This is a genomic window from Streptomyces antnestii, from assembly GCF_004005495.1.
Classification (GTDB): domain Bacteria; phylum Actinomycetota; class Actinomycetes; order Streptomycetales; family Streptomycetaceae; genus Streptomyces; species Streptomyces antnestii.
This window is the reverse complement of record NZ_RZYA01000004.1, coordinates 88,496-102,062: the sequence shown is the minus strand read 5'-3', so window position 1 is coordinate 102,062 and position 13,567 is coordinate 88,496. Positions and strand designations below refer to the sequence as shown.

Here is a 13,567-nt window from a genome sequence, read left to right as displayed (position 1 = left end):
GGGTTGGTCCGCCGTTCTCCTAGGGTGTCCCGCAGTGACTTCCTTCGACTCCTCCCCGCAACTCAGCGTCTGGCGCGCACTGCTCGCTCTGGCCGTCGTGTTCGTCATGCTGGCGACCACGGGCTGGACCGCAGTGCGCCACAAGGGCGTCACCTCGCCGCTCGACGCCGCCGTCACGGCCTGGGACCACGGCCACCTCAACGGGCGTGCCCTGCCGGACCAGGACGGCTCGCCCACCCGCATAGCGCATTTCTTCGCCTCGCTCAGCGGTCAGCAGCGCACCCGGCTCGCGACCCGCTACCCACTCGCCGTCGGCAACATGAACGGCGCCCCGGTCGAACTGCGCTACCGCGCCAACCGCATCGCCCTCGACCAGGCACGCGAAGTGGCGCTGAAGAGCACGCACGACAACCGGCTCTCCGCCGCGGGACAGCACGACGCCGCCCAGCGCATGAACCGGTACGAGTCCCTCATGAACCCGCACCGCAAGATCCTCGCGTTCGACCCCCTGGGCACCGGCCGCGTGGCGGAGGTCTTCGGAGACCTCGGCAGGGCCCAGCGTGTCTCCGTCGTGGTGCCCGGCGTCGACACCGACCTCCTGACATTCCAGCGCACCTTCCGTCAGTACTCGGCACCCGTGGGCATGGCCCGCTCCCTGTACCACGCGGAGCGCCAGGCCGGCCCCCGCACGAGGACTGCCGTGATCGCCTGGGCCGACTACACGACGCCCGCGGGTCTCGGCGTCGACGCCGCCACCGCGATGCGCGCGGAGGAAGGCGCCACCCGGCTCAACGCCCTCGTGCGCGCACTCCCGGGCCGCACGCCCGTCGCCCTTTACTGCCACAGCTACGGTTCCGTCGTGTGCGGTGTCGCCGCGCGCAAGCTGCCCCCGCGCGTGACGGACATAGCGGTGGCCGGCAGCCCCGGCATGCGCGCCGAGAAGGCCTCGAAACTGGGCACCCACGCGCGCGTGTGGGCGATGCGGGACCACGACGACTGGATCCAGGACGTGCCGTACCTGGAGGTCGGCGGGCTCGGCCACGGCGCCGACCCGGTCTCCCGCGCGTTCGGCGCCCGGGTCCTCTCGGCAGCGGGCGCCCACGGGCACACGGGCTACTTCGAGCCGGGCACGCAGAGCCTCAGCAACTTCGCCGACATCGGCGTCGGCTCGTACCGCAGCCTGCAGTGCGCGAGCGGCCATGACGCCTGTCGTGACGGATCTTCCGGCGGCGCCTCCGCCTGACGCGCGTAGAAATCGGTGAAACAGGGGCACGACGCAACAGGGGACGGAGGCGCGCGTGCCGCATACGATGAGCCGCATGGGTGACGTACTGGCCGGATTTCATGCCGCCTGGGAGTTCGGGTCCGACTCCGTGCTCATCCGCTTCGAACGGGGAATGCGCACGCCGAAGCTGCTTCAGGCACTCGGTGAGCGCCGCATCCCCCATGAGGCGATCGCGGCGGTGACACTCACTCCCGGGAAGCGGGGGACCGTCGTTCTGCACGCGGTGCCGAGACCTGGCGCCGATCCGCTGATGGACGCGGCCGCGGGACAGCTCAAGGAGGGCTGCGACCCCTACCGGCTCGTCCTGCCCGCCGAGCGGGGGACGCTCGCCGAGTACTACGCGGACGAGCTGCGCGCCCTGCTGTCCCTGGACGACGGCATACCGCCCGCCCGCTACCTGGTGACGCCGCCCGAGGCGCCACTGCACTTCAAGGCCTACGACGGAAAAGCGTCGTTCGACGGCCGGTCGGTGGCCTTCCGGTGGTTCTGGACCGGGGCGTCGTCCGCGAAGTGGAAAGCCGGCGACAAGAGCTTCGCCGTCTCGGAGCTGAGCGGCGTCGAATGGCGCTCGCCCGAGGTGTTCGAGGGGCATCTGCGGCTGTTGCGCCGCGACGCGTCCGAGCAGCCCGCCCAGGCCGACCAGGACCCGGCCGCCGTGATCTTCGGTCTCGGGTACGGGCCCGTGCACGAGTCGCTGCCGTTCGCCGCGTCGGTCCTCGCGGCGGTACGGGCCACCGGCTCGGCCGTCCCTGTGTCCGGGCCCTCCCCCGCACGGCGTGACCCCGCCGACATCGCCGACCGCATTCGCCACCTGGGCGAACTGCACCAGGCGGGCCTGGTCACGGACGCCGAGTTCACGACGAAGAAGGCCGAACTGCTGGCGGAGCTGTAGGGACGGGCGCCTTCTGCGGGGGCGCGGCCCGGGCTTCGGCCTGGGCGGTCCCGTACGCCGCGACCGCCCATGTCATACCTGGGTACGGGGTCCGGTGAGCTCCTGGGTATGACGGCGCCGCGGGTTGTTCTTGCCTACGCTGAGCAGGCCATGAGCATCACATCGAGTCCACCCGATCAGGAATCCCTCCCGCCGGACGGCAAGGCCGCACCGTCGGGACGTCATCGTCGCGCCCTCGCTTCGGCTCTGGGTGGACTGCGGGCGGCGGGTGCCCTGCTCACCGCTCCCTCGGGACCGGCGGAACCCCTGCTGGGGAACGCGTCGAGGCGCTGGGTGCGGCTGGTGCCCTATGTGATCGCGCTGGGCTTCGTCGCCACACTGATCCCGGTCACCACCGAGGTCCTGTCGAATGATTACGGGATCCCTGGCGCTCTCGCCGGTGCGCTGGGCGTCGCACAGGCCGCTCCCCTGCTGCTCGCGGTCAGTCGGCCTCTGCTCGCCTGGGGCATCGTGATCGTCGCGGACATCGTCGGGGCGATCGTCGTCCTGACGTCGGCGACCCCTCGTGCCGCGCCGTGGACGCCCATGGTCATCGTGGGATATCTGGTCCTGTGCTTCGTCCTGTCCGTGCGGGAGAGCAGACGCACGGTGCTTGGGATCTGGCTGGTCACGGTGGCGTCCGGACTCGTCCTCGACATGTTCCGCCCCGCGGGCAGCCCTGACACGGCTGTGCTCCTCATCGTGCTGAGCGGTGGGGTGCTGTTGCTCGGGACGCTGCTGCGCGAGCGCGGGGAGGCGCAGCGCAGACTCGTCGAGCAGGAGACGATCAGCGAGGCCGAGCGTTCGCGTCGCACGCTTCTCGAGGAACGTGCGCGTATCGCACGGGAGTTGCACGATGTCGTCGCGCATCACATGTCGGTGATCACGGTGCAGGCGGACTCCGCTCCGTACCGGCTGCAGGGCCTGACGCCCGAGGCGTGCGAGGAGTTCGGATCGATAGCGGCGGGCGCGAGGGAATCCCTCGGTGAGATGCGGCGGCTGCTCGCGGTGCTCCGCAGCGAGGACACGCCGGACGGCGAGCGCGCGCCCCAGCCGGGGCTCGGCCGGCTCCAGCAGCTGGTGGAGGCCACGGTGCGGGGCGGGGTGCCGGCCGAGTTGTCGATGCCCGAGCTGACGCTCGTCGGGGAGCTGACGGACGTGCCACCCACAGTGGACCTGTCCGCGTACCGGATCGTGCAGGAAGCCCTGGCCAATGTCGTGCGGCACGCGCCCGGAGCGCGCACGCAGATCTCCGTCTCGAAGGACGAGGAATCCCTCCTGGTGATCGTGGTCAACGGCCCGGCGGGCGAGCACGCCTCCCCCGTGGAGACGACGGGCACCGGACACGGCCTCATAGGGATGCACGAGCGCGTACGGTTGGTCGGCGGCACACTCGACGTGGGACCGCTGCCCGGGGGAGGCTTCCGCGTCGCGGCCCGACTTCCGCTGGCCGATCCCGACTCCCCCTCGTCGTAAAGGAATTCGGCACCGCATGACCATCCGCGTGATCATCGTCGACGACCAGGCCATGGTGCGCGCGGGGTTCGCCGCGCTGCTGGCCGCGCAGAGCGACATCGACGTCGTGGGCGAGGCTCCGGACGGCAGGCAGGGCGTCGAGGTCAGCCGGACCACACACCCGGATGTCGTCCTCATGGACGTGCGGATGCCCGAGATGGACGGGCTCGCCGCGGCCCGCGCGCTCCTCGACCCACCGCCCGGCGTGATCCACCGCCCCAAGGTCCTGATGCTCACCACGTTCGACGTGGACGACTACGTGTACGAGGCGCTGCGGGCGGGCGCGTCCGGTTTCCTCCTCAAGGACGCACCGCCGGCCGATCTCATCGCGGCGGTGCGGGTGGTGGCCGCCGGCGAGGCGCTGCTCGCCCCCTCGGTCACGCGGCGACTCATCGTGGACATCGTGAAGCAGCGCCCGTCGGGCCGCAGGGACCGCTCACCGGAGCTGAACAGTCTGACGCCGCGTGAGAGGGAGGTACTCGAACTCATCGCCCGAGGCCTGTCCAACCAGGAGATCGCGGACAAGCTGGTCCTCGCGGAGCAGACGGTGAAGACCCATATCGGCCGTGTGCTGGCCAAGTTGGGGCTGCGGGACCGGGCCCAGGCCGTGATCTTCGCGTACGAGACCGGACTCGTCACGCCCGGCGACCAGTAGGTCCCGGCTCCGGTATCACCCGGCACGCGCAGGTCAGCGCGGGTCTGACCTCGGAACCCCCTACCTGAGTATCACGTTCGAATACCCCGGTATCACCTCGGAGTTGGCTCCCCAGTGTGACGTGGAGCCGGACGTCGTCTCTCTACCTTCCCCTCGTTACACCAACGGACGGAGGGGAGACGGGCGATGCGCCTGCACTCATGGAAAGGACGCGGCCGACGGACTCTGGTCGCCGCCGCGCTCACGACTACTGTCGTGGCGGGCACGGCCGGCTGGGCCACGGGCAGCGAGCAGAGCCCCCTCACCGGGCCTCCACCCGGCGCGGCTTCCTGGCGGGCGGACCACGAGCTCGGACTCGCGCTGCCCGATCCGGCGACCGCCGGCCCTGCCCGGGTCGCCTCGTTCTTCGGCGGGTTGGACGCGGCCCAGCGCCGTGAGCTGGTCGCGCGGCATCCGACGGTGGTCGGCAATCTGGACGGGGCTCCGGTGGAGCTCCGATACCAGGCCAACATCCGCTCCCTGAAAGCCGAGCGCGACCGGGCCCGGGCCCGCGCGGAGGACCCGTCGCTCACAGCGGAGGACCACGCCCAGGCACGTTTCCTCGTCGCCCGCTACACCGAACTCCTCGATCCGGGGCGCAAGATACTGGCCTTCGACCCGCGAGGCCGTGGTCAAGTGGCCGAGGTGTACGGGGAATTGGCGGATGCCGAACACGTGTCCGTGATCGTGCCGGGCTCGGACATCGACCTGAGTTCGTTCGACCGGTCCGCGGATCCCTATGGCACCCCGGCGGGGATGGCCCGATCGCTGTACGAGGCGTCGGGCGGCCGCACCGCGGTGGTGGCGTGGGTGGGGTACACGACGCCCGTCGGGCTTGGGCCCGATGCGGCCACCGGCCGGCTCGCCGAGGCGGGTGCGCCGAGACTGGTCCGCTTCGTCCAGGGCCTGACGGCGTCGGGCGCTCCGCGTCCCAGCGTCTTCTGCCACAGCTACGGGTCGGTGGTGTGCGGATTATCTGCCGCCCGCCTGCCCGCTTCCGATCTCGTGGTGCTCGGCTCCCCGGGCTTGCGCGCGGACAAGGTGGCCGAACTGCGCACCTCGGCCCGGGTCTGGGCCGCGCGGGACGACAGCGACTGGATCAGCCGCGTGCCGAACGTCGAGGTGTTCGGCCTGGGCCACGGCACCGACCCGACGGACCCCTCCTTCGGCGCGCGCCGCGTTCCCGCGCACCGCGCCGAGGGCCACACCGGCTATTTCGCGCCCGGCACGGACTCGCTGCGCGCCTTCACCCGCATCGCGACCGGAGCCACGTCATGAGCATCGTGACCACCTTGCGTACGAGCGCGTCCGCCATCGACGCGAAGACACCCGCCCACCGGGACCGGGCCATAGACGGACTGCGTGCGCTCGCGCTGCTCGCCGTGCCCCTGGGCCACTGGCTCCTCGGCGGCTTCTCCCTCGACGCCCAGGGCGCGCTGCACAACGCGAGTCCGCTGTCGTCCTTCGGCTTCTTCGCCCCGCTCAGCTGGGTGCTGCAGATGCTGGGCATCTTCTTCCTGGTGGGCGGCTACGCGTCCGTCCTCTCGTACCGCCGGGCTGTGGAGGAGAGGGGCGGTTCGACCGGGGACTGGCTGCGCGGCCGGCTGGCGCGCCTGGGCCGTCCGGTCCTCGGGGTGACGGCGGTGTGCGCCGCACTGATCCCCGTCCTGTACGCGCTCGGGGTGCCGACGACGACGTTGCACACGGGGTCGACGCTGGTGATACAGCCACTGTGGTTCGTGGGTGTCTACACGGTGATCACCGCGCTCACGCCGTATTGCGTACGGGCCGCCCGGAAGCTGGGGGCGTGGGCGGCGGCGCCGCTCCTCGGTTCCGTCGCCGTGATCGACTTCCTGCGCTACGGACCGTACGCGGACGCCATGCCGTACTGGCTGAGCCTGCTCAATCTGGTGCCGGGCTGGATGTTCGCCTACCAACTGGGCGTCTGCTGGGGCGAGAAGAGGATCGGCCGGCGTGGCGCGTGGGCGCTGTTGATCGGCGGCACGGCCTTGTTCGCGACGCTGCTCCTCGCGTTCCACTATCCGGAGTCGATGGTGGGTGTGCCAGGCGAGGCGCGGACGAACTCTCATCCGCCGTCGTTGTTGGTGCTGGCGCTGGCGGCCGCGCAGAGCGGTGCGGCGATGCTCCTGCGGGACCGGATCGGCAGGCTGCTGCGGCGGCCCGCGCTGTGGGCGCCGGTCGTCGTCATCAACCTCTCGGCGATGACGATCCTGTGCTGGCACCAGACGGCTCTGCTCACGGCGGCGATACCGGGTTCCTTCGCCGGTGCGATACCGGGGCTGACGACGAGTCCGGACTCGCTGGGCTGGATAGCGGCGAGGCTGGCGTGGCTGCCCGTACTCGCGGGGCTGCTCGTGCTGATCGGGAGGCACACGCGGGGCTTCGAGGCTCCCTGGAAGCGGGCGACTCATGTGAGGCGGGCGCTGGCGGGGGTGCTGGCCGCGGGGTTCGCGGTGTTCGCGCTGGGGCTCGCGTGAGGACCGGCCGGCCGGCCGCCGTCGGGGCAGGGAACGCCCACGACGACGGACCGGACCGGGCAGCCCACGGGACTATTCGCGCCCCGCCGAGGTGAAGGCCATGTCGGCGTAGCGGTCGCCTGCCACCCGGGAGGCGATGGGGGCGATCAGGGCGAGTTCGTCGTCGGTGAGGGTGATGCGGGTGGCCGCGGCGTTCTCCTCGATGCGACCGCGCCTGCGGGTGCCGGGGATCGGGACGACAGGGAGTCCGAACGTCTGCGCCTGCTGCTGCACCCAGGCCAGCGCGATCTGGCCGAGGGACGCCTCATGGGCCTCGGCGACCTGGCGCACCGGCTCGAGCAGAGCCGCGTTGGCGGCGGCATTGTCGCCGGTGAAGCGGGGCTGCTGACGGCGGAAGTCGTCCGCGCCGAGCTCCTTGTCGGCGCTGACGAAGGAGCCGGTGAGGAAGCCGCGCCCGAGCGGAGAGTACGGGACGAGGGCCACGCCGAGTTCGGCGGCGGTCGGCACGACCTCCTTCTCGATGTCGCGGCTGAACAGCGACCACTCGGACTGGAGGGCGGCGATCGGGTGGACGGCCTGGGCGGCACGCAGTTCGCCGCCGGTGACCTCGCTGAGACCGAGGTGCTTGACCTTGCCGGCGGCGACCAGTTCGGCCATCACACCGACGGTCTCCTCGATGGGCACGTTCACATCGCGGCGGTGCATGTAGTAGAGGTCGATGGTGTCGACGCCCAGGCGCCGGAGGCTGGCGTCGACGCAGGCGCGGATGTACGCGGGATCGTTGTTGATGACGCGCTTCGTGGGGTCGCCCGGGTCGATGCCCAGGGCGAACTTGGTGGCCAGGACCACCTCGTCACGGTGCGCCTTGAGGAAGGGAGCAAGGAACTTCTCGTTCTCGCCGTCCGCGTAGGCATCGGCGGTGTCGTACAAGGTGACGCCGAGTTCCAGGGCCCGCTCCAGGGTGGCCCGGGCCTCATCGGCGTCCGTCGGTCCGTAGGCCCAGCTCATGCCCATGCAGCCGAGGCCCTGCACGCCCACCACGGGCCCGTTGTTTCCCAACTCAACAGTGGATATCCGCTGCGGCTCCCCCGTGTGCCGCGTCTGTTCCGTGTGGTGCGTCAGCTCCGTGCTGCTCATGCGCTTGAGGCCCTCTCCGACGCCCGCCGGGCGCCCGCATAGAAGTCGATCTTGAAGTCGAGTACGGACAAGGTGTCCTGGAGTTCGGCGATCCGGGACAGGACGTCTCGGCGCGTCGATTCGAGAAGCTCCTGGCGCTCCTCGAAGGTGTCGTCACCGACCCGCACGAGTTCGGCGTAGCGCACCATGTGCGCCACGGGCATGCCGGTCAGCCGCAGCTTGCCGACGAGGGCGAGCCAGTCGAGATCCCGGTTGCTGTAGCGGCGCTGGCCCGTGTGCGAGCGGTCCACGTGCGGCATGAGCCCGATCCGCTCGTACCAGCGCAGTGTGTGGGCGGTCAGTCCGGTGAAGGCCACGACCTCGCTGATCGTGTAGTGGTCGTGTCCGTCCGGCCGGGGGTGAGCGGTGGGGGCCGAGGTGCAGACGTCGGCCTTGTTGGGTGCGGGGGTGGTCTCCATCACCGTCATGCCCCCACGCTAGAACCCTGAAGTGCACTCCAAGCAAGCGCATCGGGAAGGAATTCCGGACGGCGACCGTCGCCACGACGCCCTCTCGGGGCCCGTTAGGCTCGTGGCCATGCAGAGCCTTGCGATGATCGAGAACTGGCCGGTCCCGACCGCCGCCGCAGCCGTCGTCCGCGCGGACGGCACGGTCCTCGGGGTGCACGGACCGACGGCCCACCGCTTCCCGCTGGCCTCGGTCACCAAGCCGCTCGCCGCCTACGCGGCCCTCGTCGCCTATGAAGAGGGCGCGATCGAGTTGGACGACCCGGCAGGGCCCGAGGGGTCCACGGTGCGCCACCTGCTGGCACACACCTCCGGGCTCGCGTTCGACGAGCACCGGGCCACGTCGGCGCCCGGCACGCGCCGGCTGTACTCGAACGCCGGTTTCGAGGTGCTCGGGGACCACATCGCGAAGGCGACGGAGATCCCGTTCGCGGAGTATCTGCGCCAGGCGGTTCTCGAGCCCCTCGGTATGAACTCGACCACGCTGGAGGGGTCGCCCGCCAAGGACGGGGTGTCGACGGTGGACGACCTGGTCCGGTTCGCCGCCGAGGTACAGGCCCCCAGGCTGCTCGATCCGCGCACCGTCGCCGAGGCGATGACCGTGCAGTACCCGGGCCTCAAGGGCGTACTGCCGGGTTACGGGCACCAGAACCCGAACGACTGGGGGCTCGGGTTCGAGATCAGGGACTCCAAGTCGCCGCACTGGACGGGGAGTTCGTCGTCGACGCGGACCTTCGGGCACTTCGGTCAGTCGGGCACGTTCCTGTGGGTCGACCCCGTCGCGGGCGTCGCCTGTGTGGCGCTGACCGATCGGGCGTTCGGGCCCTGGGCGGCCGAGGTGTGGCCCCCGTTCACGGACGCGGTGCTCGCCGAGGTGTGAGCCGGGTGTGAGGGCGCGCGGCCGTTCACGGCGGAGCTGTCAACGGAGGGGTCAGCGGGCGGCCATCTCCCACATCAGCAGTTCCGCCGGCCCCGACGCCACGGCTTCGAGGCCGGACTCCCCGTCGATCCTCACCGAGTCGCCCGGCCCCAACTCCTCGCCGCCGAGCGCCACTTCACCGCGGACGACATGGACGTACACCTGGGGCGCGTCCGGGACCGCGGCGCGTTCCCCCGGCCCGAGGCGGCGCACGTGCAGGAGGGATCCGGCCTCCGGGACGGCGTAGGGGGTGGAGTCGGCGATGCCGTGCACGACCTCGTAGACCGGGTCGCCGCCCGGCTCCAGAGGGGCGAGCCACATCTGGACGAAGACGAGCGGGTCGGGGCCGTCGTTGCGCTCGACGTGGCGCACACCGCCGCCCGCGCTGAGGCGTTGCACGTCGCCGGGGCCGACCACGGACTCGTGCCCGGTCGAGTCGCGGTGGGTGAGCCGGCCCGAGACGACCCAGGTGACGATCTCGGTGTGGCTGTGGGGATGCTCGTCGAAGCCCGCGCCCGGCGCGAGCCGCTCCTCGTTGCAGGCCAGGACCGCCCCGAAGCGGAGATTGTCGGGGTCGTAGTGAGGCCCGAAGGAGAAGGCGTGGAACGACTCGATTCCGGCGTCCGGCTCGCCGCCGGGGTACCGGTCGCCGGAGCGACGTACATCCATCACGCCGTACACGGTAGACCCCCGGACGGGGCCGTTCACGCAGTCACCTCGCACCCTCCACTCCGCTGAGCCGTCCCGATAAGGCAGTCTTGTCCCCGTGCCTGAACCCTCAGCGAACGAAACACCCGACCATCGCGACCGCCGTACGGACACCCACCCGCACTCCGCGACTCTGAAGCGTCTGGAGAAGTCGTCCGGCAGCCTGGCCGCGCAGGCCATCACGCGCATGGACGAGACGCTGTCGTGGTACCGGGCGATGCCACCGGAGAACCGCTCCTGGATCGGTCTGGTCGCGCAGGCCGGTATCGCGGCCTTCACCGAGTGGTTCCGGCATCCGGACGCGCCCCAGGCGATCTCGACCGATGTCTTCGGCACCGCGCCCCGCGAGCTGACCCGGGCCATCACCCTGCGCCAGACCGTGGAGATGGTCCGCACGACCATCGAGGTCATGGAGTCCGCGATCGACGAGGTGGCGGCGCCCGGCGACGAGTCCGTCCTGCGCGAGGCCCTGCTCGTGTACGCGCGGGAGATCGCCTTCGCGACCGCCCAGGTCTACGCACAGGCGGCGGAGGCACGCGGCGCCTGGGACGCCCGGCTCGAATCCCTGGTGGTCAACGCGGTCCTCTCGGGCGAGGCCGACGAGGGCGCCGTCAGCAGGGCCGCGGCGCTCGGGTGGAACTCGCCGGAGCATGTGTGCGTGGTGCTCGGCACCGCTCCCGACGGGGACAGCGAGCTGACGGTCGAGGCGATCCGGCGGGCCGCCCGGCACGCCAAGCTGCAGGTCCTGACCGGGGTGCTCGGCGACCGGCTCGTCGTCATCGCCGGCGGCAGCAACAATCCGCTCCAGGTCGCGAAGTCGCTGATCGGCCCGTACGCGGCGGGTCCCGTGGTGGCCGGGCCCGTGGTGCCCGACCTGCTCGCCGCGACGAGGTCGGCGCAGGCCGCGGCCGCCGGGCTCAAGGCGTGCGGGGCCTGGCAGGACGCTCCGCGCCCCGTTCTGGCGGACGATCTCCTGCCGGAGCGGGCCATCGCGAGTGACCCTGCCGCGCGCGAGCAATTGGTGGAGGAGATCTACAGACCGCTGGAGGAGGCCGGCTCGGCGCTCCTGGAGACGCTCAGCGTCTATCTGGAGCAGGCGAGCAGTCTCGAAGGTGCGGCGCGGATGCTCTTCGTGCATCCGAACACCGTCCGCTACCGGCTTCGACGTGTGACAGACGTCACCGGTTGGTCACCCTCCGATGTCCGGTCGGCATTCACGCTGCGTATCGCGCTGATCCTGGGGCGCCTGGCCGACGCAGATACTCAGTCGTAGCCTTTTGTCGGGGGCCTACAATTCCCCCTTCGGTTCTTCGTCCCTGTCCCCACGGGCGGCCGTGGCCGTCCACAAGAGAGAGTGTGAGAGTGCTCGTACTCGTCGCTCCCGGCCAAGGCGCCCAGACGCCCGGCTTCCTGACTCCCTGGCTCGACCTCCCCGGTGCAGCGGACCGCATCGCCGCGTGGTCCGACGCCATCGGGCTCGACCTTGCCCACTACGGCACGCAGGCCGACGCGGACGCGATCCGTGACACGGCCGTCGCCCAGCCCCTGCTCGTCGCGGCCGGACTTCTGTCGGCCGCCGCGCTCGGCGACATCACTCCGGACGCCGTCGCGGGTCACAGCGTCGGCGAGATCACCGCGGCGGCCTTCGCCGGGGTGCTCGACGACACCGCCGCCCTCCAGCTCGTGCGCAAGCGCGGCCTGGCGATGGCCGACGCGGCCGCCGTGACCAAGACCGGTATGTCCGCCCTCCTCGGCGGTGAGCCGGACGTCACCGTCGCGCACCTGGAGAAGCTGGGCCTGACCCCGGCGAACGTGAACGGCGCGGGCCAGATCGTGGCCGCGGGCACCCTCGAGGAGCTCGCCGCGCTCGAGGCCGACAAGCCCGAGGGTGTACGCCGGGTCGTGGCGCTGAAGGTGGCCGGCGCGTTCCACACCCGTCACATGGCTCCCGCGGTGGCGAAGCTGGAAGAGGCCGCGAAGGACCTGACGCCGGCCGACCCCACGGTCGCGTACGTCTCGAACAAGGACGGCCGGACGGTCGCCACGGGTGCCGAGGTCGTCGCGCGTCTGGTCGGCCAGGTGGCCAACCCGGTCCGCTGGGACCTGTGCATGGAGACTTTCAAGGCGCTCGGCGTGACCGCGCTCGTCGAGGTGTGCCCGGGCGGCACCCTCACCGGTCTCGCCAAGCGCGCCCTGCCCGGCGTGCAGACCCTCGCCCTCAAGACCCCCGACGACCTCGACGCAGCCCGCGCCCTGATCGCCGAGCACTCCTCCGCCGCGGCGGACACGCAGACGGCCTGACAAGGAGCCCCGAGAGCATGTCGAAGATCAAGCCCAGTCAGGGCGCCCCGTACGCGCGCATCATGGGCGTCGGCGGTTACCGGCCGACCCGGGTCGTGCCGAACGAGGTGATCCTCGAGAAGATCGACTCGTCGGACGAGTGGATCCGCTCCCGTTCGGGCATCGCGACGCGTCACTGGGCCTCCGACGAGGAGACCGTGGCCGCGATGTCGATCGAGGCCTCCGGCAAGGCCATCGCCGACGCCGGGATCAGCGCGGAGCAGATCGGCGCCGTCGTCGTGTCGACGGTGTCGCACTTCAAGCAGACCCCGGCCATCGCGACCGAGATCGCGGACAAGCTCGGCACGGCGAAGGCTGCCGCGTTCGACATCTCCGCCGGCTGCGCGGGCTTCGGCTACGGCCTGACCCTCGCCAAGGGCATGGTCGTCGAGGGCAGCGCCGAGTACGTGCTGGTGATCGGCGTGGAGCGGCTGAGCGACCTGACCGACCTGGAGGACCGCGCGACGGCCTTCCTGTTCGGTGACGGCGCGGGCGCCGTCGTCGTCGGCCCCTCGCAGGAGCCGCACATCGGCCCCACGGTCTGGGGTTCCGAGGGCGACAAGTCCGAGACGATCAAGCAGACCGTGCCCTGGGACGAGTTCCGCGTGGGCGACGTGTCGAAGCTGCCGCTCGACAGCAAGGGCGACATCAAGTTCCCTGCGATCACGCAGGAGGGCCAAGCGGTGTTCCGCTGGGCCGTGTTCGAGATGGCGAAGGTTGCCCAGCAGGCGCTGGACGCGGCCGGGATCAGCCCGGACGACCTGGACGTCTTCATTCCGCACCAGGCGAACATGCGGATCATCGACTCGATGGTGAAGACTCTGAAACTGCCGGAACACGTCACGGTCGCACGTGACATCGAGACCACCGGCAACACCTCGGCCGCCTCGATTCCGCTCGCGATGGAGCGGCTTCTGGCGACCGGGAAGGCGAAGAGCGGCGACACCGCGCTCGTCATCGGCTTCGGGGCGGGTCTCGTGTACGCCGCCACGGTCGTTACCCTCCCCTAGGCGGACTGTCCGGATCACTCCGGG

13 protein-coding genes are annotated in these 13,567 nt (G+C 71.0%); 10 read left to right on the top strand and 3 right to left on the bottom strand.

The window, feature by feature from the left end:
* Positions 1-34: 34 nt before the first annotated feature.
* From EOT10_RS10855 to EOT10_RS10830, 6 genes are all read left to right on the top strand, one after another.
* A complete protein-coding gene (locus EOT10_RS10855) occupies positions 35-1,243 on the top strand; it encodes an alpha/beta hydrolase (RefSeq protein WP_127827913.1) in 1,209 nt (402 codons plus the stop codon).
* A 76-nt stretch (positions 1,244-1,319) separates the two neighbouring features.
* The gene (locus tag EOT10_RS10850) at positions 1,320-2,177 is read left to right on the top strand and encodes a DUF4429 domain-containing protein (protein ID WP_189491425.1); all 858 of its coding nucleotides are present in this window, start codon (positions 1,320-1,322) and stop codon (positions 2,175-2,177) included.
* Positions 2,178-2,327: 150 nt separating this feature from the next.
* The gene (locus EOT10_RS10845) at positions 2,328-3,692 is read left to right on the top strand and encodes a sensor histidine kinase (protein ID WP_127827912.1); all 1,365 of its coding nucleotides are present in this window, start codon (positions 2,328-2,330) and stop codon (positions 3,690-3,692) included.
* 16 nt (positions 3,693-3,708) lie between these two features.
* Positions 3,709-4,386, top strand: a complete 678-nt coding sequence (locus EOT10_RS10840; RefSeq protein ID WP_127827911.1) for a response regulator — start codon at positions 3,709-3,711, stop codon at positions 4,384-4,386.
* A 186-nt stretch (positions 4,387-4,572) separates the two neighbouring features.
* On the top strand, positions 4,573-5,703 hold the full coding sequence (locus EOT10_RS10835; RefSeq protein ID WP_127827910.1) for an alpha/beta hydrolase: 1,131 nt from the start codon (positions 4,573-4,575) through the stop codon (positions 5,701-5,703).
* Entirely contained in the window at positions 5,700-6,923 is a 1,224-nt protein-coding gene (locus EOT10_RS10830) for an acyltransferase family protein (protein WP_127827909.1), read from the top strand. Before EOT10_RS10835 ends, EOT10_RS10830 begins: the two co-directional genes overlap by 4 nt.
* A gap of 72 nt (positions 6,924-6,995) precedes the next feature.
* On the opposite strand, the gene EOT10_RS10825 is transcribed toward EOT10_RS10830, so the two are convergent.
* Positions 6,996-8,060 carry an aldo/keto reductase gene (locus EOT10_RS10825; protein WP_127827908.1) on the bottom strand — a complete coding sequence of 355 codons (1,065 nt, stop codon included), beginning with the start codon at positions 8,058-8,060 and terminating at the stop codon, positions 6,996-6,998.
* Positions 8,057-8,527, bottom strand: a complete 471-nt coding sequence (locus EOT10_RS10820; protein ID WP_127827907.1) for a MerR family transcriptional regulator — start codon at positions 8,525-8,527, stop codon at positions 8,057-8,059. Before EOT10_RS10820 ends, EOT10_RS10825 begins: the two co-directional genes overlap by 4 nt.
* Positions 8,528-8,636: 109 nt before the next feature.
* Here EOT10_RS10820 and EOT10_RS10815 point away from each other — a divergent pair, with 109 nt between their 5' ends.
* Positions 8,637-9,446: a serine hydrolase domain-containing protein gene (locus tag EOT10_RS10815; RefSeq protein ID WP_127827906.1), complete on the top strand. Its 810-nt coding sequence runs from the start codon at positions 8,637-8,639 to the stop codon at positions 9,444-9,446.
* Positions 9,447-9,497: 51 nt separating this feature from the next.
* Here EOT10_RS10815 and EOT10_RS10810 read toward each other — a convergent pair whose 3' ends face one another.
* Entirely contained in the window at positions 9,498-10,154 is a 657-nt protein-coding gene (locus tag EOT10_RS10810) for a pirin family protein (protein ID WP_127828199.1), read from the bottom strand.
* Positions 10,155-10,251: 97 nt separating this feature from the next.
* Here EOT10_RS10810 and EOT10_RS10805 point away from each other — a divergent pair, with 97 nt between their 5' ends.
* From EOT10_RS10805 to EOT10_RS10795, 3 genes are all read left to right on the top strand, one after another.
* Entirely contained in the window at positions 10,252-11,466 is a 1,215-nt protein-coding gene (locus EOT10_RS10805; RefSeq protein ID WP_127827905.1) for a PucR family transcriptional regulator, read from the top strand.
* A gap of 89 nt (positions 11,467-11,555) precedes the next feature.
* On the top strand, positions 11,556-12,494 hold the full coding sequence (locus tag EOT10_RS10800; protein ID WP_127827904.1) for an ACP S-malonyltransferase: 939 nt from the start codon (positions 11,556-11,558) through the stop codon (positions 12,492-12,494).
* A 17-nt stretch (positions 12,495-12,511) separates the two neighbouring features.
* Complete coding sequence (locus tag EOT10_RS10795) at positions 12,512-13,543, top strand: ketoacyl-ACP synthase III (protein ID WP_127827903.1); 1,032 nt, start codon at positions 12,512-12,514, stop codon at positions 13,541-13,543.
* Positions 13,544-13,567 lie beyond the last annotated feature (24 nt).